General features: G+C 59.3%; 15 protein-coding genes. 6 read left to right on the plus strand and 9 right to left on the minus strand.

The window, feature by feature from the left end; all coding sequences use genetic code 11:
• Positions 1-43 precede the first annotated feature (43 nt).
• A complete protein-coding gene (locus QEV83_RS18580) occupies positions 44-367 on the plus strand; it encodes a hypothetical protein (protein ID WP_280129125.1) in 324 nt (107 codons plus the stop codon).
• Positions 368-451: 84 nt separating this feature from the next.
• Here QEV83_RS18580 and QEV83_RS18585 read toward each other — a convergent pair whose 3' ends face one another.
• Both QEV83_RS18585 and QEV83_RS18590 read right to left on the minus strand, forming a co-directional pair.
• A complete protein-coding gene (locus tag QEV83_RS18585) occupies positions 452-1,297 on the minus strand; it encodes an FkbM family methyltransferase (protein WP_280129126.1) in 846 nt (281 codons plus the stop codon).
• Positions 1,298-1,469: 172 nt separating this feature from the next.
• On the minus strand, positions 1,470-2,606 hold the full coding sequence (locus tag QEV83_RS18590) for a ceramide glucosyltransferase (RefSeq protein ID WP_280129127.1): 1,137 nt from the start codon (positions 2,604-2,606) through the stop codon (positions 1,470-1,472).
• Positions 2,607-2,813: 207 nt separating this feature from the next.
• On the opposite strand from QEV83_RS18590, the gene QEV83_RS18595 reads away from it, so the two are divergent.
• On the plus strand, positions 2,814-4,166 hold the full coding sequence (locus QEV83_RS18595) for a glutamate--tRNA ligase (protein ID WP_280129128.1): 1,353 nt from the start codon (positions 2,814-2,816) through the stop codon (positions 4,164-4,166).
• On the opposite strand, the gene QEV83_RS18600 is transcribed toward QEV83_RS18595, so the two are convergent.
• The 4 genes from QEV83_RS18600 to QEV83_RS18615 all read right to left on the minus strand — a co-directional run bounded on the left by QEV83_RS18600 (position 4,129) and on the right by QEV83_RS18615 (position 10,848).
• Entirely contained in the window at positions 4,129-5,211 is a 1,083-nt protein-coding gene (locus QEV83_RS18600; protein ID WP_280129129.1) for a DUF2865 domain-containing protein, read from the minus strand. The two genes, QEV83_RS18595 and QEV83_RS18600, sit on opposite strands and share 38 nt — an antisense overlap.
• 281 nt (positions 5,212-5,492) lie before the next feature.
• The gene (locus QEV83_RS18605; RefSeq protein ID WP_280129130.1) at positions 5,493-8,774 is read right to left on the minus strand and encodes a helicase-related protein; all 3,282 of its coding nucleotides are present in this window, start codon (positions 8,772-8,774) and stop codon (positions 5,493-5,495) included.
• 478 nt (positions 8,775-9,252) lie between these two features.
• A complete protein-coding gene (locus tag QEV83_RS18610) occupies positions 9,253-9,951 on the minus strand; it encodes a glutathione S-transferase family protein (RefSeq protein ID WP_280129131.1) in 699 nt (232 codons plus the stop codon).
• Between the two features lie 45 nt (positions 9,952-9,996).
• Complete coding sequence (locus QEV83_RS18615; protein ID WP_280129132.1) at positions 9,997-10,848, minus strand: DUF3108 domain-containing protein; 852 nt, start codon at positions 10,846-10,848, stop codon at positions 9,997-9,999.
• Positions 10,849-11,328: 480 nt separating this feature from the next.
• Between QEV83_RS18615 and QEV83_RS18620 the strand changes: the two genes are divergently transcribed.
• Positions 11,329-12,117 (plus strand): AprI/Inh family metalloprotease inhibitor, encoded by a 789-nt coding sequence (locus tag QEV83_RS18620; RefSeq protein WP_280129133.1) that lies wholly within the window; start codon positions 11,329-11,331, stop codon positions 12,115-12,117.
• 113 nt (positions 12,118-12,230) lie between these two features.
• On the opposite strand, the gene QEV83_RS18625 is transcribed toward QEV83_RS18620, so the two are convergent.
• Positions 12,231-12,533, minus strand: a complete 303-nt coding sequence (locus tag QEV83_RS18625; RefSeq protein WP_280129134.1) for a KGG domain-containing protein — start codon at positions 12,531-12,533, stop codon at positions 12,231-12,233.
• A gap of 454 nt (positions 12,534-12,987) precedes the next feature.
• Between QEV83_RS18625 and QEV83_RS18630 the strand changes: the two genes are divergently transcribed.
• Both QEV83_RS18630 and eutC read left to right on the plus strand, forming a co-directional pair.
• Positions 12,988-14,373, plus strand: a complete 1,386-nt coding sequence (locus tag QEV83_RS18630; protein WP_280129135.1) for an ethanolamine ammonia-lyase subunit EutB — start codon at positions 12,988-12,990, stop codon at positions 14,371-14,373.
• Positions 14,370-15,113, plus strand: coding sequence for an ethanolamine ammonia-lyase subunit EutC (eutC, locus tag QEV83_RS18635; protein WP_280129136.1), 744 nt, complete (start codon positions 14,370-14,372; stop codon positions 15,111-15,113). The genes QEV83_RS18630 and eutC overlap by 4 nt, the downstream gene beginning before the upstream one ends.
• Before the next feature lie 4 nt (positions 15,114-15,117).
• On the opposite strand, the gene QEV83_RS18640 is transcribed toward eutC, so the two are convergent.
• Both QEV83_RS18640 and QEV83_RS18645 read right to left on the minus strand, forming a co-directional pair.
• Complete coding sequence (locus QEV83_RS18640) at positions 15,118-16,308, minus strand: glycosyltransferase (protein WP_280129137.1); 1,191 nt, start codon at positions 16,306-16,308, stop codon at positions 15,118-15,120.
• Between the two features lie 76 nt (positions 16,309-16,384).
• Positions 16,385-17,332 (minus strand): aldo/keto reductase, encoded by a 948-nt coding sequence (locus tag QEV83_RS18645; protein ID WP_280129138.1) that lies wholly within the window; start codon positions 17,330-17,332, stop codon positions 16,385-16,387.
• A 333-nt stretch (positions 17,333-17,665) separates the two neighbouring features.
• Here QEV83_RS18645 and QEV83_RS18650 point away from each other — a divergent pair, with 333 nt between their 5' ends.
• The gene (locus QEV83_RS18650) at positions 17,666-19,114 is read left to right on the plus strand and encodes an efflux RND transporter periplasmic adaptor subunit (protein ID WP_280129139.1); all 1,449 of its coding nucleotides are present in this window, start codon (positions 17,666-17,668) and stop codon (positions 19,112-19,114) included.
• The last annotated feature ends 32 nt before the right edge of the window (positions 19,115-19,146 follow it).

Raw genomic sequence — 19,146 nt, forward strand, 5'->3', positions numbered from 1 at the left:
ACCGCCGTATCAAGAGGCATTGCCGTGGATCTCGGGATCAACAATGTTGGTCCGTCCCATAGCGAGACCGGCCGCACAGGCCCTTCAAAAACGCGGTTTAAGTTTCAATCCGTCACTGGCGCGGATGCCATTGCAGCTGGAGATTGCCGACCTTGAATCGGCGCATCATATCGTTGCGCTGAAAAAAGCGGAACATTTCCCCTTGATGCAGGAGCGGTTTGCCTCATGGCCCGGTACGGATGATCCCATCCGCATGGAGTATTGGCATGTCGATGACACCGATCGAATGGCGCCCGAACAGGCACTCCCCTTGATTGCGGCGCAACTGCAAGGCTTGATGAAGCGGCTTTCCGGCAAAAACCGCTAGAACCCCAAGTGAGCAAGAGCCGGACCGGTACCTTGCGGTCACGGCCTCGCTCGAAAGTGAGTCTAAGGCGAGTTTGGATGCCCCTTAAAATACGCCTGCGGTGGCGGGTTCCAAGTGATGACTGTTCAGCGAAGGCTTGAACTCACCGATATAAACAAAATTCTCATTCGACATCATCATTTCAAATTTATACTTCGCAATCGCGCGCTGAAAGGGAACGCTTGAGAATTGTCCGGGAAATTTCCAGTCATGAAGTTCGATAATGACAACCATGGGAGATTCGAGCCAGCCTGTATTTTCGCTAAATAAATCGCGTTCAAAGCCTTCAATGTCTATTTTTACAATGAATAATTCGTATTTCGAACCGTATGAACCCACGATGTCATTTACAGTGCGAACTTCCACTTTACTTCCCGGGCCGCCGCGCGTCGTCTGTACACCCCAAGATTGTTTATCGGGATTATCTAAGGTCACAAATCCTGGTGAACCTCCGATGGCCGCCTCGATTACGTTTATATTGGACTTTTTTTCCGTATTCATGCGGCAGATTTGAGAGTTTTGATGATCTGGCTCTATAGCCACGACATGGGAGTCTGGGAATTTTGCTGCAAACCACAGAGCCGAACAGCCATTATTGGCTCCCGCATCGACAATTAAGGGGATTTTGCCTTGCTCGAGAATTTGCCGGTAGCGCTCGTCGATGCGGCCGGCTTGAGGATAATGGCCAAGTTCATATTGCCTGGTGCGAAAGACCTGTCTTAGAACCCAAAGGTCCATCGATTTTTTGCGAAGATGAATTGGGCCGATACCGCGAACCGACGCAACATAAACGTCTGAAAAAGCCATCCTTGCATAGCGGGATGGAAAGCCAATTCCGAGCCGGACCATATCTTTTAAGTTTTCCGACAAAAGCGCGGCGACCGGGTTCATTGGTGACTCCTTCAGCGCCCAAACCCGCGGCTCTGACGCCGGACGCGGTCAGGCATAAGGTCGAAACCTAATCATAGCCCGCGCCTCGGCAATTTGTCCAACCTTGTCACCCTGCGACAAGATATCATCGCAACCGTCATACTCGGCAGCGCCCTTTGCCGCGTCGGCGCGTTCATCCCCGTTCAATGCTTGGCTCCTCTTCCCGCATGGTCATCTCATTGCCGCGCCACACGAAATGATCGGTGCACCACGCGTCGATATAGATGACTGGAAGCATCAGGTCGCGCAGCAGGAAAAGAAAAGGCAAGCGCCAGGACACATGCCATTTTAAGGAGCGGCTGAGCAGAATTTCGGGAATATACCATACCAGTCCGACGCACAGCACCGTCACCGCCACATTCACATCGAAGGCGAGAGCGGCATAGGCCGCCGCGAGAGAGGGCAGAACTGCGCCCGCAAAAATTTCCGGCGCGTAAAAAAGAGGAAAGGTTTTCCGCCGAGTCCTCGCCCAGCGCGCCTGGCGCAGCCAAACATCGGTGGCGGTCCGTCTGCCAAGCGGCTGTTCGAAGGGACTATCGACGAGATTCACCGAGAGGCCTTGGGCGCGGACGAGCTTTGTTGCCGCGGCGTCCTCGATGATTTCGCTGGCGAGCGCGCGAACCCCGCCGCCCTTGTCCATAATCTCGCGCCACCACAACATGCTCTTGCCCTGCGCGAAGCCGAACCCGGCCGCCTCGGCGCAATATTGCCAGCGCGCCTCGAAGCTGTTGAGAAAAGCGCATTCGAGTTCGGCCCAGAGATTTTGCGGCCGCGAGCCGAGGGGCATGGAGCACACAAGCCCGGTCCGCCGCCGCCAGCCCGCCAGAAGCCGTTGAATATAATCCTTGGGCATCAACACATTCGCGTCGGCGAGGACAATCCAATTGTAGCGTGCGGCATCCCAGCCCCTGACGCAGTTGTTCAGTTTTGGATTGGCGCTCATCTTTTCGTCCCCGACGATCAAATGGGCCGTAACCTCCGGATATTTGGCTATCAAGCGCTGAACCAACGCCACGACCGGATCATTCGCCCGCGCGACGCAAAAAATAATCTCATAGGCGGGGTAAGCGAGCCGGAAACTCGATTCCAAGGTCTCGCCGCAAAAATTGTCGAGACCGCAGAGCGGCCGGACGATGGAAACACCCGGCGCGGCGCGTGAGGGCAATGGCGCCGGACGTGGCCGCGCCCGGATCGCCGCGACGCCAACACTGATCAGATTGCACAAGGTCAGAAGCAGGCAAATCCAAGCCGCTGCATACGCCATCGCCATTGTCCAGCTCCCGGGCTAATATCTGATTCTCCGCCGAAAGCTGCCGCCGCATGTGCCGGGACTGCTTTTTGTATCAGATATTTATTGAAAATCGCAGGACCGGCCTTCAAGTAAGTCCGGCCGGCTGCTTGAGCGAGTGCGTTGAACAAGTTCACATCTGAGCGACTGGCGCATATTGACGCGGTTCCACACATCCTAGGGTCACTCATGCCGCATCCAATTGTCCGCTTCGCTCCATCGCCGACCGGCCGCATCCATATTGGCAATGCGCGGACGGCGCTGTTGAACTTCCTCTACGCAAAAAAGCACCATGGCGAATTTATTCTTCGGTTCGATGACACTGATGTGGAACGGTCGAAGGAAGAGTACGCCCAAGCGATTGAAGTCGATCTTGCGTGGCTGGGCATTGCGCCGGACAGGGTGTTGCGGCAATCGGAGCGGTTCGCGCTTTATCATGCCGCCGCCGCAAAACTGCGCGACGCCGGCCGTCTTTATCCCTGTTACGAGACCCCGGAGGAGCTTGACCGCAAACGCAAGCGCCAGCAGGCGCGCGGCCTGCCGCCGGTCTATGACCGCGCCGGGCTCGCTCTTTCAGCGTCGGAGCGGGCTAAATTGGAGGCCGAGGGCCGTAAGCCGCATTGGCGGTTCAAACTCGACCATGACATCATCCGCTGGAACGACATGGTGCGCGGCGCGAGCCACATCGATTGCGCCTCGCTCTCCGATCCGGTGCTGCTGCGGGAGGATGCCACCTATCTCTACACCCTGCCGTCCGTGGTCGACGACGCCGCGCTTAATGTCACCCATATCATTCGGGGCGAAGACCATGTGACCAATACGGCGGTGCAGCTGCAGCTCTTTGCTCTCCTGATGGGGCCGGAGCGGCTGCCGGCCTTCGGCCATCACAATCTTTTGGCCTCCGCGAGCGGCGAGGCGCTTTCTAAACGCACGGGCTCGCTGTCGATTGGCGGCTTGCGGGATGCTGGAATTGAATCTCTCGCGGTTGCCGCGGCGGCGGTCATGACAGGGTCTTCCGTGGCCTTGCATCCGATCGCCAGCCTGGAGGAACTTGCGGGGCCGCTCGACCTTTCGCAGCTTTCGCGCAGCCAAGCGCGTTTTGACCCCGCCGAACTTACCGCCTTGTCGGCGCGCACACTGCACGGACTAAGCTTCGAGGCGGTCCGTGACAGGCTCGCCGCGCATGACATCACCGGTCATAAGGCACAGCCATTTTGGCTTGCCGTTCGCGGCAATCTGGCGGCGTTTCTCGATGTGGTCGATTGGTGGCGGGTGGTCGAAGGCGAAATGACGCCGGTTGCCGAGGATACCGTCTTTCTGGCGGCGGCGGCCGAACATTTGCCGGAGGAACCGTGGGACGAGAATGCCTGGAAAAACTGGACGGAAGAGGTGAAAAAGCTCACCGGACGCAAGGGGCGGGCGCTTTTTCATCCGTTGCGGCTCGCCTTGACCGGCCGCGAGACCGGGCCGGAACTCGCGGCGCTTTTGCCCTTGATCGGCAAAGCTAAAGCGGCGGCACGATTATCCGGACGCGCCGCTTGACCCCATCGGGCCCGACGATCTCGTCGGCTCCGGTTTGATCGGCGGCCGCCGAGGGGTTGCTGCCGGTTTGGCTGCCCGGCTCCGGGAGCGGGCTTGGCCGCGCGGGTTTTTCGAGCTTGGGTTTTGCCAATTCGGCGGACGTCTCGGGAGTCACCAAGACGTCCGTCTTGCGGGCGCGGCCAAGGAGATCTTCTGCCCCCGAGAGCGCTTCGGCCCAGGTTTGCCCCGGCGGCTTGCAGGTGCAGGCGGCATCGAAAGTTTTCTGAAATTTGAGGGCCGTGGGCGACTCCGAATAGGGCGCACCCCCGTCAAGCGAAACGGCCGTGCTGATATCCCCATAGGGAGCTCGCGTATAAACACTCACCGTCGCATTTGGGCAAAGCGCCTGGCAAAGGCTCGTCAGCTGATCGGGATCGGCGCTTCTCGTCGAGACGGTCAGTGGGAAAAAACCACCATCACAACTGCGGACGCAAACGGCCTGCGAGCCGCCGTGCGGCCTCATATCCTCGCCGTCCAGCGGGCGCACCTCCTCGAACGGGGGTTGCTGCCCGGGCGCGAAGGGATTTTGGTTGGGCTGGAAAACCCCAAGCAGCGTCTCAAAGAAACCGCGCTGTTGCGGCGGCTGGGCCGCCTGAACCTGGCCCCGGCAATAGCTGTTATAGCGCGCGGTAAGCTGCTGGCGCGCCGCCGCGTTGCCGCCGAGATCGCCACTTCCCTCGTATTGAGCAAGGGTTGCCTGAAGTTGTTGAATTTGAGCATTAAGTCCGTGGCATTGCGGTGGCGCAGTGTCGAACATCAGGAATTGGCCCCGGTCGCAGCCCAGCGAACGGGCATAACGGATGGTGCGATCGAGGTCGTTGCGCTGCTTCTGGACGGCGGCGCCGTAATGTTGCGTGGCGCGCCCCTGGCCGCTGCCGCTGGCGGCCAGCGCGTTGATCTGCGCCGCGAGCCGGGGGCAATCGACCGGCTGCGCGGCGGCGGTCCCAGCGGCGTGCAGAAACGCCGCGATCCCAAGGACTTTCACTAAGCAGGCGACCGAACGCATGAATGCTTCCCGGATGACACGGCGAACGCCAGACGTCCACTTCTTACGCGGTTCTCGAAGTACGTTCCGGCCACGTGGATGGGCGTTCAGACAGGATTCTCTCTCAAGCAAGGAATGCCAGGAATGATGCTTGCCCAAAGCTTACCGTCCGGGAGGCATCGTGAACCGCGTCAGAGTGGGGTCGCTTCATGGCCTTAACATGGCCAACACAGCGGTTCGGCGGCCGCGAGAGGGAATCCAAGCGGGTAGACAGTTCCCGGATCAAAATCTCGCATCCTTGCTCAACTGTCCTGCTTGTCCTTTTCCGGCTTGGTTTGTTCCTCAAGTTGCGCTTTAAGCGCGAGCAGTTTGGCGAATGGCGAATTGGGGTCCGGCGGCCGCTCTGCTGACCGTTTCTCCCGGATGTCGAACCTCTCGCCGCGCCCAGTTTTGCGTTCATCGGACTTTCCGCGAATCGGCTCAGCCGCCGTCGAAGGACGCCGCTGGCCGGAAAAGCGCGGCCGCTGATCGCCGCTGCCCCGATCATGGCCTCTTTTCTGCCAATGCTTAAGGGCGCTTGGCGGCGGTCCGCCCTGATGGTCCTCGCGCGCCTCTTTTGGGGTTTCAACACTGCTGGATAATTCTCCGGCTGCCATCTCATCTCGTGGTGTTACTGCCGCGGCCATCCCTGGGCCCGCGGCGGCCCCGGCTGGTGTCCCGCCGCCACGCCGCACGAAAGTTTTCTTATGAGGGCGCGGCTCTGGCCGCCGGTGCGGCTGCTGGCGGTGCGGGCGCCAGACTTCGATCAAAATCTCTTCTGGGGCGGGTGTTTCGATGGACGCTGCCTCCCCGGTCAACTCCGGCGGAGCTGGAACCTCGCTGGCTTCGCTTGTCGAAACATCGCCTGCGACGGCCTCTGGGGTACCCATTGGCACAGGACCTTCGGACTGCGCGACGGCCTCCGGCTCGGATAAGGCCTCCGGCTCCGCGCTGGGTTGCGTTTCGTCCCCCGGCGCGGCGTCTTCCGTGCCAGGCACCGGCCCAGCTGTGGTCGGCTGCGGCACACAAGGCACGGCCTCCGCCGTGCTCAGCAAAGGCACGGTGATCGCCGGACCCTTGCGGAGTTCGGCGGTGTAGCCGAGCGAGCGGAGAATCGAGGCGAAACTTTCGCCCGAGCAGCCGGCCAGCGAGGTCATCGCAACGGTGACGACAAAACCCTCGCCATCCGCCGCACCCGCCGGCGGTTCCCCCACGGAAATTCCAGGACGATAAGTGACGGCCGGGCGGATCAAATCCGCGAGGCGCTCCAAAATATCGACGCGGACCGCGCGATCGCCGCAAACGCGGAAGCCGGCGGCCCGATAGAGATTCTTTTGCACATCTTTGTCGGCGACCAAGGAGGTCCGGCCGGAGGCGGCGAAATGGAGAACTTCATCGAGACCCTTGAGGGCGTCGCCTTCGCCATGTTTCAAGGCGTAGAGCTGGGCGGCGAGGGCGCGCGGTGCAGGCTTGATCGAGCCTGGCAGATAAAGGTGATAGGCGCCGAAGCGGACGCCAAATTTCCGCAGTCCCGCGCGGGCATCCTGGGAGAGGCCCTTCACCTCGTCGGCGACTCGGACGCGGTCGAGAACACCGAGGGATTCGGCGACGTGGAACGCGATGCCGCGCGCGATGCCCTCAAGCCCTTCGCTTTTTTCCAATTCGATGAGCGGTCCGAGGAGTTTCTTGACATGTTGCGCGAGCCAGAGATCGAGCCGCCGCTGCACCATTTCCAGCGCCTGGCCGGTCAATTGCTCGTCCGCGAGAAGGGTCACGCGCGGTTCCAGCACATGCGCGCCAGCGGCGATCATGCCGATCGGCTCGCCGAGCCAGCGGATAATTCCGTCATTGGTGAGAATGAAAGCTTCGTCGACGGCCTCGCTGACCCGGACAGCGCGGCCTTCGATCTCGCTTGCCAAGGCCTTTTGGGCGGCGGCATTCAAAGCTCTCGCGGCTTCGCCTACCGCCGCCGGGTCGGCAGTGAAGCGAAATCCGTTGAGCTGCCCGACGTGCTGGCCGGCGACCAGGACGTCACCGCTCGGGGTGACCTCGGCTTCCAACATGGCGTTCTCCCTTAGGCGGCGCATGAGAACGCTCGTCCTCCGGTCAACAAACCGCTGGGCGAGACGTTCATGCAAAGCGTCCGACAAATTGTCCTCTACCTGACGCGTGACACTCTGCCAATGCTTTGGATCACGCAACCAGCCAGTTCGATTGGCAATGTAGGTCCAAGTTCTGATCTCGGCGATCCGCGCCGAAAGCGTATCGAGGCCGCCGTCGGTGCGGTCTTGTGCCGCGACATGGCGGGCGAACCAATCGTCTGGAATATGGCCCGCGCGCACGACAAAGCCGAAAATGGAGATGACCAGCTCGGCATGCGCGGCCGGCGAAAGCTTCCGGTAATCCGGAATTTGGCAGCATTCCCAAAGGCGGCCGATATCTGCTCGCGTCTTTGCCTCCCGTATGACTTTTTCATCGCGGGCGGCGAATTCAAGGGCCAGCTGGTCGGCGGCCTGGGGCGCCCGCGTAAGTCCCGGCGCGCCAGGCAGTTTGTCGAGAGAGGCAATAAGGCCCGCAATCGAAGAGAAATCGAGATCCGAATTTCGCCATTGCAGCATGCGCACCGGATCGAAGCGATGGTCTTCCAGCTGTTCGATCAGCTCCTCGCCGAAGGGGGGGCAGCGTCCGGTCGTGCCAAAACTCCCATCGCGGAGATGGCGGCCCGCGCGGCCGGCGATTTGACCCAGTTCGGCGGGATTGAGACGCCGGTGCTGCCAGCCATCGAACTTCCGGTCGCCCGCGAAAGCGATGTGATCGACATCGAGATTGAGACCCATGCCGATGGCATCCGTCGCGACGATGTAATCGACGAGGCCATTTTGGAACATATCGACCTGCGCATTGCGGGTGCGCGGCGACAACGCGCCGAGGACCACCGCCGCGCCGCCGCATTGGCGGCGGATCCATTCGGCGATGGCGTAAACATCCTCCGCCGAAAAAGCGACGATGGCGCTGCGCCGGGGCAGGCGAGTGATTTTCTTGGCGCCCCCGAAACTCAGCTTGGAAAGGCGCGGGCGCGCGGATATCCGGGCCGCCGGCAGCAGTCCCCGCACCGCTTGGTGCATCGTGGCGGCGCCGATCAGCAAAGTCTCCTCGCGCCCGCGCAGATGGAGCAGCCGGTCGGTGAACACATGACCCCGGTCGAGATCGGCGGCGAGTTGAATTTCGTCCACCGCGACAAAAGAAACGTTGAGATCGCGCGGCATCGCCTCGACGGTCGAAACCCAATAGCGTGGCGACTCCGGCTTGATTTTTTCTTCGCCTGTGATCAGGGCGACCGCCTCCACACCTGCTTTTTCGACCGCGCGGTTATAGACTTCGCGCGCCAGAAGCCGGAGCGGCAGGCCGATCATGCCGCTGTGATGGGAGAGCATCCGTTCGATCGCATAATGCGTCTTGCCGGTGTTGGTCGGCCCGAGCAGGACGCTGACTCCCTGGGATTTCTCCGGAGAAAAGGATGTCGGCGCTGGAAAAGGGACATTCATTGGTTAACCCGGGGCGCCAAGGGATTTCAGGGTAAGCGGCAACGGACATGGTATCAGAGCGGACCGGAATGAGATGTCCAAAGGGCCAGCTTTGGCCTGACGCCACTCGAGCAAGGGGCCGTGGCTGAACCGTTTGTTCGCCGGAAGAAATCTGGCCGCGCCTCATCCCTGACTAGGGCCTTTTGTATCATGACGGCACTTCCGTGTATCAAAATGATGCCGCCGGGACGATCTTCTTTACGCTTTGAACGGGAGACGAACGAATCGCGGCCGAATCGATGACCTACGCCAAGTCCTTGTTTGTTCCATACAAGATGTCGATGAGCCTCCGGATTGTGACCCCACCCATTGTAAAAACCTGAATTTTGGCCGGAACGGGCACCGGCGATTCGGTCATTGGCAGGAAACTCGGACGTTCTGGTCTGTCAACTGTCAAAAAACAAATTTGTTGCGCGAAAAAAGGGCAATGGCCCGGCATCTAGCCGGGGAAATAGTGCCTCAGGAAACGATCCTGGTAATTGACAAGATTTTGGTGCCGTTCCGCCGCCGTACGGACCGGTGTCAGGAATATGGGGCATAGAGATTGTGAAACAAAACCAAATACGGCAGCATCCGCCGCGCAAGGCTGGTCACCCATCAAAAACGGCTTCTCCCCGATCGTGGCCGAGAGTGCATCGATGTCCATAATCGCCAGTTTGTCCCGCTCGGCGGCGGTATGGCGCCCAATGCCCTGCAAATTCAACGCAGTCCGGATTTTCCGGCGCATCATGCCCGGCACGATCAGGCGGAGGGGCAGGGGCAGGTTCTTGAAAAATTGGGCGGGACCCCTGGCAAAATTGACATCGTCGAGCCACCGCGAAGCCAGCACCGCAAAATAAAGGTGCTCCTCGCACATTTTTTCGATCGCCCAGGACGCCGCCCGTTGCTCCGGGGTGAGCCCCGCGTCGAAATCAAATCCGTATTTTTTCTCGATATGAAATCGGATGAAGGTCGAATCGGCAACGGTGAGGCCGTCATCCTCGATATAGGGCAGCTTGCCTTTTGGAGCCCGGCGGTAGCCATGCCGGTTTTCCTCAAAGGGAAGACCAGCGAATTTCAACAGCAGCATGGCCTTGGTCACAAAGGGGCTGCCGTCGGGTAAGCCGAAATACGGCCCGAACGTATAGAGCGTGATCATAGGAGAGGGGACTCCATCTTTTGCTGATGCGCCGCCATCCCAGGCCTAATGTGTGGAGGTGGCGGTCACATCCGACGGCACAACGGAAAATTCGACCGCATCGATCACGGCGGCGCCAGCCAAGGTCATCAAGGCGACATGCAGCGGCAAGACGGCGTGCGCGCGGGGAAGCGGCGCAAGCCAGGCCTCGATGTCCCTGTTCTCCGCCATGAATTTGGTGGATTTTGAATCCCGCTTATGGCCGGAGATGGGGACATAACGGGCGGAGCAAACCGAGACCGGACCCGAGTATCCGTCAACCGACACGTCCCTCACGCCGGTGTAGCGGAGCTGAACATCGAACCGGACATAGCCGTCATAAACCGGAATGCTCCGGTTGCACGCCGCGGGTCCGACGAGGGGCTGACCCTCGGGGACCAGCATGACCAAGGCACTCATCGGATCGACGATATTGCGTTTGTTCGCCTCGGTGACCGGGATTCTGCCTTCCTTGTCCTCGAAGGGCGGGAAAATCTCCACGGCCTTGACGTTCCCAGAATCGAGCGACATTCGCACCGTCCGGTTGCCTAAGGAATTCGCGGTTGTCGTGGCGTAGGTCGAGGGAGCTGGGCCTGTTTTGTGCATCGAGCCGCTCGATGCGAGCGCCAGCTTGACGTTCGAGACTAGTGCCGCGATGCCGGTGAGCTTGGCATTGAGATCGATCCGGTATTTTGCCGGATTGACGGACCCTTCGGCCGAAACTTCGCCAATATGAAAGCCGATCAGAGTGACCGAATAACGCGCCCGGAAGTCATCGGCACGCGCGGCGGCGGCGCCCAGTCCATAGGCAAGCGCCACGAAAAGAGCGGACCATAAAACCGGCGCGCGCGGCAAAATGTTCCTCGTCGAACGAACCATTCCGGCAACCATTTCCGGCACTAGAGAAAACCTGCCAACCGGACCCTTGGTCTCTTGTTCGGCAGGCGGCAGCCAGCTGAGCGGCCGGCGGCCCAAAGAATCAGACCAAGCACATACCATATCAGGGCGCGCGGCAAACACCATTATGCCGCGCCCGCCTTGAGCAGGACTGTATGGGCAAAGGCGGCCCAGCGTCACAGCCCTTCAATAGGCTATCCCCAAACTGGTATCCGGTCACGGACATTTGCAAGGGTGCCGTTGGCTTCCAGAGGCGGGAAGGCGAAAGAGTTGCGCAATTTTTTTAGCGTATGTTTGAATATTGGCTTCCCGCCAAGCATTTTTGCCTTTGCTGGATAGGGCTCCGTTTGAGGGCAAGTATTTGCGTGCGGAACGGGCTTGCCTTACGAGACCGGTTGGAGTTCTTGCTCTTTGGGGCGGTGCATGCGGTTGCACCCGCGAAAGGTAGTCCAGGTGCATAACATGCGTAGGGTGCTTGTTGACTGGCGGGGTCTCGCTCTTGCGGGCGGTTTGCTGGCCGGTGCCAGCGGGCAGGCCGCCACGCTTCCCGTCAACGGGCAGGATCTTGCCGGCGTGTGGGATTTGTCGAGCGAAAGCAGCAATTCGAAATGCCGGATTGCCTTGCGTGCCGGGCAGTCAGCTTCGGGGCGCCAGCAAATCACCATCCCTCTCAGCTGTCTGAAAGCGTTCCCGGACCTCGCTCCCGTCGCCGCGTGGGAGGTCACCGGGGAAGGTCACCTCAACCTCTTCGATGCTGCAGGTCAGACGGTTCTCGATTTCACGCCAGAGGAGTCCAGGCTCTTCCACGCCAGCGGCCCGCAAGGCGGGGTTTACCATCTGGCGGTCCTGCAAACAGCGCCGCAGAAAAAAGATCTTTCCGGTAGGGGCGCAGGCACCGCCCTGGCTCCCATCACGCCCGCCGCCGCCAAGAAAGACACGCCTCCGGCAGCGATACCTGCCGCCGACATGGCCGGGCGCTATTCGATCCTGCGCGATGGCGGCAAGGATACCGGATGCATGCTCACCTTGGAAAGTCAGGCGAAAGGGCCGGGGGGCAAAAAAGCCTCTCTCGCTCCTGGCTGCCGTGATCAGGGGATCGTGATTTTTGATCCCGCCGGCTGGCAAATCGTCAATGGACGCCTCATGCTGACAGCACGCAAGGGGCACAAGACCAGCCTCGACGTGCAGCCGGACGGCAGCTGGAAAAAAGATCCGAAGGAAGGCAAAAGTCTGATCTTGAAGAAGCTATAACGGCAAACCACCGTCCGCCGCGCCTTCAAGAGCCGGGCGCGCAAGAAAAGAGTGCAGCGGATTGGCAGATCCGCCGCTCTCTTTCTGGCTTTTTGCACCTCGCGTCTTCGCGCTCATTCCCCGGTTTCGGCAGCGGGTTTTTTCGGGCCGCCGTGCGACGCATGTCCGCCTTTACGGCCGGCCTCCGAGGCGAGGGTGTGGTTGCGCGAAAAGCTGCGTTTGTTCGGATTGACACTTTGCCCGCCCTTGCGTCCGGCTTCGGCCGCCAAGCGGGGGTTTTGCGAGAAACTCCGCTTTTCATGCGGGACACTTTCGCCGCCCTTACGTGCGATCGCCCGCTGCTTTTCGGGATCCATCGACGCGAAACCGCGAGTCGAGGTGGGAGATTTCTTGGGTGATTCCATTGAAGCGCTCATCGTTCCTCTCTTAAATTTATCCGTTGATCTTAATGTAGGTAATGTTTGGCAGCGGTAAAGGTTGCCACATTCAATTCAAGTTCATGTGTCCAAGGTCAATCCGGGAAAAAATTGCGGTTGCTCGCAGATGCGAGACGAGGCCAACGAACTTGCCGGCGTTCCGCCGGGTCAAGGGGTTATTCCTAATGTCTTGTTTTAAAATCAATGAGATATGAACCATGGCAATCCATCACTCCGGTGTTGTAATCTCAAAATCAGGCTCGCCATTTTCTTGAGGGGCCGCGGGATGAAGTCTTCTTTTCCGGCGATTCTTAAATTTAGTTTAGAATTCTCAAATAGGTGTGACCCGCGCCTCTTAGCTAACTAAGCAGGCCTGGAGGAAGTTCAACCGGCCCCGGCGAATTTCAACGCGCATCCTGAATAAAAGCTAACTTCCGGGTGAATAGGCAGCCTTATGCCTTATCGAAGCAATGTTGGCGGCACACATTACGTCTTCAGCGATGTGCGCAAGCTCCTGGCCTGCGCCTCGCCGAATCGCGCGGGCGACCGGCTCGCCGGGCTTGCGGCAGCAAACGGGCAAGAGCGAGTCGCGGCCCGCATGGCGCTGGCGGATCTGCCGCTCGCGCGCTTTCTCAATGAGACTGTGATTCCTTATGAAGCGGACGATGTCACGCGGCTCATTCTCGATTCGCATGATCCGCTCGCCTTCGCGCCGGCCGCTGCCATGACCACTGGGGAGTTCCGGGATTTTCTGCTGTCCGACGCGGCAACGGGCGATGTCCTCGCGGGCTTGGCGCCGGGCATCACGCCGGAAATGGCGGCGGGCGTGTCGAAACTCATGCGCAACCAGGATTTGATCGCCGTCGCAAAAAAAATTTCGGTCGTGACAAGGTTTCGAACCACGATCGGGCTGCCGGGGCGGCTCGCCGTGCGTATCCAGCCCAATCATCCGGCCGACGATCTTGCCGGGATCGGCGCCGCCATTCTCGATGGGCTCATGTATGGCTGCGGCGATGCCTGCATTGGGATCAATCCGGCGACAGACAGCGCCAAGCGGACGCGATTGCTTCTCGAACGGATCGAGGATTTGCGTTTGCGCTTCGAAATCCCGGTGCAATCCTGCGTGCTTGCGCATGTCACGACCCTTTTGCAGGTCATGGAGAAGGCGGGCCCCGTGGATCTTGTGTTTCAGTCCATCGCCGGATCGGAGGCCGCCAACCAAGCATTCGGGGTGAGCCTCGCGCTGCTCGACGAAGCACATGCCGGTGTCATATCGCTGGGCCGGGCACCGCCCGGTGCCAATCTGATGTATTTCGAGACAGGGCAGGGCGCGGCGCTGTCGGCGCAGGCGCATTATGGCGTCGATCAGCAAACCATGGAAGCGCGTGCCTATGCGGTGGCCCGCCGCTACGCGCCCTTGCTCGTCAATACGGTCGTCGGCTTTATCGGTCCCGAATATCTCTACGATGGCAAGGAGATCATTCGTGCCGGGCTCGAGGATCATTTCTGCGGCAAGCTTCTTGGCCTGCCGATGGGCGTCGATGTTTGCTACACCAACCACGCTGAGGCCGATCAGGACGACATGGACACTCTCCTGACGCTGCTTTGCGTTGCCGGTTGCAATTATGTCATGGGCGTCCCTGGCGCCGACGACATCATGCTCGGCTATCAATCGACCTCCTACCATGATGCACTTTATGTGCGATCCGTACTGGGCTTGCGGCCAGCGCCGGAGTTCGAGGCCTGGCTTATCGCCTATGGGATCATGGACAGCCAATTCAGGGTGCGCCCGAGTTTTTCGGGCGGCGCGGGACGTTTGCTCGCGGCGGCGCCGCGATGACGCAGGCGACCGGAGATTTTTGGGATTATCTGCGCCGGGCAACGCCCGCCCGCATCGCGCTCGGGCGTGCCGGTGATGGCCTGCCGACGCGCCGATTGCTCGAGTTCGAACTTGCGCAAGCGCGCGCCCGCGACGCGGTGTGGACCGAACTCGATGGTGAAGCGCTCCTCTTGGATCTTACCGCTTGGCACCCGGTGCTTGTGCGAAGCGCGGCGCCGGACCGGCTAACATTTCTGCAACGGCCCGATCTCGGCCGCCGCCTTGGGCAAACCTCGGAGCAGGCGCTCTCTTGCGGAGATTATGACGCCACGATCATCCTCGCGGATGGCCTTTCCGCTGCCGCTCTGCAAGCGCAGGGAACGCGTCTTTGCAAGATGCTGCTCGCCGCCCCCAATGTTCGGTTTGCGCCCCCCGTCGTTGCACTGCAGGCGCGTGTCGCCTTGGGCGACGAGATTGCAGCGCGGCAAGGCGCGGCGCTGGCCGTTGTTCTCATCGGCGAGCGGCCGGGCCTTTCCTCCTGCGACAGTGTCGGCGCCTATCTCACCTTTGCTCCACAGCCAGGTGCGACAAAGGATGCCGGACGCAACTGCGTCTCGAATATCCGTGCTGACGGACTTTCGTTGGAGGAGGCGAGCCGGCGCATCCTTGCCATCATGGCGCTCGCCCGGATGATCCGGCGCACAGGGACGGCTCTGAAGGAAGACGAGGCTCTCGAAGTGTTACCGCCGCAGCAGGCTTGAACTCTTAATTCAATGCCGCGCGGCTTATATCGGACGCAAGCAGTTCTCTCGACAATTCCGCTTGCCGCCGCGCATAGGACCGCGAGTTGAGACCGCCGGCCGTCATGCGGGCCTGCGCGCGCTCGGCCAAGCCCCAGCGCAAGTGATTGTCCCCGGCGAGCGCGGCGATCGCTTTCTGAATTGCGGTAGGGTCTCCAAGCGGGATAAAGCAAATTTCGCTCTCTGAAAAATAAGCTCTCAGCCCGCCGGTGTCGGTACATATGACCGGCAATCCCCGTATCGTCGCCTCCTGCAATACAGTTATGCCAGACGCATGCCGGTTGTCTTTGATCGTCACGACGACAATATCCGCCCAATCATAAGCTTCAAACAACGCGCTGTTTGATTCGATGTACAGAAGGTCGATGTTATCGTTGGGGCCTACCAGGCTTTTATCAAAATTCCATGAGGCAATTTTTAAAGCGCAATCGGGAAGGCCGCGCATGGCGCGAATGAGCACCGGCCAATCGCGGTCTGGATCGTTACCAATGGAAAAGATATGAAGCGGCTGATGCGGCTTTTGTTTTTTCACGGGCACAACAGTGTCCGTGCTGATGCCAAAGAGGACCAGTTCGGAACGAACGCATGGGAAAAGGCGGCGCGCGATGGCGAGATTTTCTGGCGATAGCACCGTGAGGATGTCGGCTTTCCGGATCAATCGCGACAAAAACCACCGCTTGATCGAACCGAAACTTTCCCAACGGTCAAACAGCCATACGCTTTGCGCGATGAGCTTAGGCCGGCGTTTCCAAAATAGAATATGAAACAACAATAAGACGGCGATATATTGCAGTTCGGTATGCGTCCAAACGATATCAGCCTCGCAAATTCCCTTCCGGTTTCGCCAGGCATGAACGAGATCGGTTCCAGTGAGGAGTTTCACTCCGAGACGGAGTGCCTGCTGCAGCTTATTCTCATCCTTGTCTTCCGAATAGACGATTCGGCAGCCATCTTCTGCGGCGCGATAATAACCATAGGGCAATGGGTCGTTGATGCCGCCAAGCGTTCCCGCCGCATACCATCTTCGCCAATGCGTTGCGCCAAAATCTACGGACAAGTGAACAAAGACACGGATGAGCTTTGGATCGCTATTGGAGGACATCAGGATTTTGTACTCACTTAGCAATTGGCCTTCAGGAAAATGTTTGTTCTCCATGGTGGCCCGAGGCTCGTCACAGTTGTTGAGGATGGATTACGCGCTGCCAAGAAGTGCCGGGCAACGAACAGCCCAATCAGTGGAAAGGCGCCAAAATCTCTTCCGCCTTCGCGAACAGCTCCGGCGCGATCTCGCGCTGCGCGGCGGCAGCGTTCTCCGCGATTTGTGCGGGACGGCTCGCTCCAACGATGGCGGAGGACACTTCTTGTTTGCGCAAAATCCAGGCAAGTGCAAATTGTGCCAAACCCACACCCGCGTCCCGCTCCGCCAATTGCTTCACTTGGCCTATGGCTGTCAGCAAGGGGGCTTGCAGCCATCGTTTCGGCAGCATGGTGCCCATCGACGCATGCGCGGCCCGCGACTCCGCCGGGGGTGGCGCGTCCGGCGTGTATTTGCCCGTGAGCACGCCCTGGGCGAGCGGTGACCACACGATTTGCCCAATTCCAAGTTCGGCGCAGCGTGGAAAAATCTCATCTTGGGGTGCTGACCAGAGCATCGAATATTGCGGCTGACTTGATACGAAACGAACAACATCAGACATTTTTGCCGCCGCCTCAATCTTATCGAGCGGCCATTCGCTGAAGCCCACATAACGCGTCTTGCCTTGCTTGACTGCCAGGGTCAGGGCTTCCATCGTTTCCGCGAGCGGTGTTTCCTCGTCGTAGCGGTGACATTGATAGAGATCGATAAAGTCGGTGCCGAGCCGTTTCAGCGAAGCGTCGAGCTGCTTGGTAATCTGGGCGCGCGACAACCCCTTGTCCGTATCGCTCATGAGGCCATAAACCTTGGTCGCCAGGCTATAGGAATGGCGCGGGATTCCAGCGAGCGCTTCACCAAGCACCGTCTCGGCGGCACCGCGGCCATAGACATTCGCCGTGTCGAAAAAATTAATCCCGAGATCGAGCGCCTTGTGGACACAGGCGATTGCCTGGCGTTTCTCGACGCCGCCAGAATAGGTCAGCCAGGAGCCGAGCGAGATGACCGGGACTTGTAATTGGCTGCTGCCAAGCGGGCGGTATTTCAAGATCAGAATCCCCCATAATGCTCAAATAGGAAAGCTGTAGCCGGCGTGAACCGAAGGCAGTCTCACAAAATCGGATTGCCCTTAATCTATCCGGCAAAGGAATCGTCGACGCCATGATAGTTACTAAGACGGAAAGGACATATGACAACCATTGATTTGCCGGTTAGGCCAATGGCCCGCCTTGCAGGAACTCTGCATGCTCCGTAAGCTATTCGCAACGAAGCAGATTGGATGCAAAGATCAATCAAATTGGCCTGTCGCGAACTTTATTGGCGAACCGATTCCCAGACCGGATGGGCTTTGAGTGGGATACCGGCGCGTGGAGCTCAGAACATGATGAATGAAAGACTCCGTCGTCTGAAAACTGGAGCCATTGACGAAACAAGAAAGCTATTTTGGATATTTCTTTATCTTTTTGTTCTGCTGAGTTTGTTTGCTTTTTATAAAGCGCTGATTTTGAATGAACAAAGCCTTATTTATCATCAGGGATTTGCTCTTATCAATGCCTTGGCCTTAGCCAAGGTCATCCTGATCGGAGAATATTTTCATGCCGGGGACAATTTAAAGAATAGGCCGCTCATTTTTCCGATCCTGTTCAAGTCTGCTGTTTTTGCCGTGCTCCTGGTTTGCTTCCATATCTTCGAAGAAGCATTGATCGGAGTATTGCATGGCAAGACACTTTCTCAAAGCGTCTCCAACATCGGCGGCGGAAGACTGGAGGGAATAGCCGGGATCGGCCTCATCATGTTCGTCGTGCTGATGCCGTTCTTTGCTTTCAGAGAACTCGACCGGGTTATAGGAACGCAAGAATTACATTCTTTATTATTCGGAGACGAAGCCAAGGGCGGCGCAGCGTTGCCTATTCTGCCGAGGCGCTGGCGAATGGCGGCCGCCGCGCTCACCCTTCTCGTTCTCGGGGGCGGTTGGCTCACCTGGTCCCTGCACCGGGGCACAACGGCGCATTACGTCACGCAAGAGGTTGAACCTGGTTCGGTGGTCCGCACCATGACTGCCAGCGGTATCGTCACTCCCGCGGCGACCGTGCCGGTCGTTGCTCGCGTGTCCGGCGTGATCCAGGCGCTCGGATGCGACGTCAAGATGAAAGTGAAAGCGGGCCAAGTCTGCGCGAAAATCGATCCCCGCCCGTATCAAATCATGGTCGATCAGAACAAATCAGATCTGGCGGAAGCCGTGGCTCGGTTCGAAAAGGACAAAGCGGCTCTCGCACACGCCAAAGCGGCCCTCGAGCATCAGGAGGCGCTGCCGACGCGCCAGGCCATTTCCCGCAAAGCGACCGAAAATTTGCGCAAGACCTATGAGCAGGCGCAGGCGCGGGAGAAACTCGAAGAGGCGACGGTCGCTCAGCTCCAAGCGGCGCTCCATGCGGCCGAGACCAACCTTTCCTCGACCGATGTCGTTTCGCCTGTTGACGGGGTCATTCTTTCACGCACCGTCGAAATGGACCATACCGCCCTGGGGGGACCGGAGACGTCGCCGCTCTTCATCATCGCTTCGGATCCGGCCGTTGTTCAAGTCGAAGCCAAAGTTAGCAGGACGGACATCGGCGAGGTCGCATACGGAGACAACGCGACGTTCACGATCGAGTCCCTGCCGAACCATCCTTTCGCCGGAAAGGTGACACAAATCGGGCAATCGCGACCGGTTGACGAGCAGGCAACACCCTATGTTGTTGTCATCCGTGCATCCAACCCCGATCTGCTGATCGAGCCAGGCATGAGGGCGGCGATAAGGATACAATCGCGGCCTCGTGATAAGGGTTGACGCTTAGGTCTCAAGGCCGCTGCCAGTCATCG

It is taken from the genome of Methylocapsa sp. D3K7 (assembly GCF_029855125.1).
Taxonomy (GTDB): domain Bacteria; phylum Pseudomonadota; class Alphaproteobacteria; order Rhizobiales; family Beijerinckiaceae; genus Methylocapsa.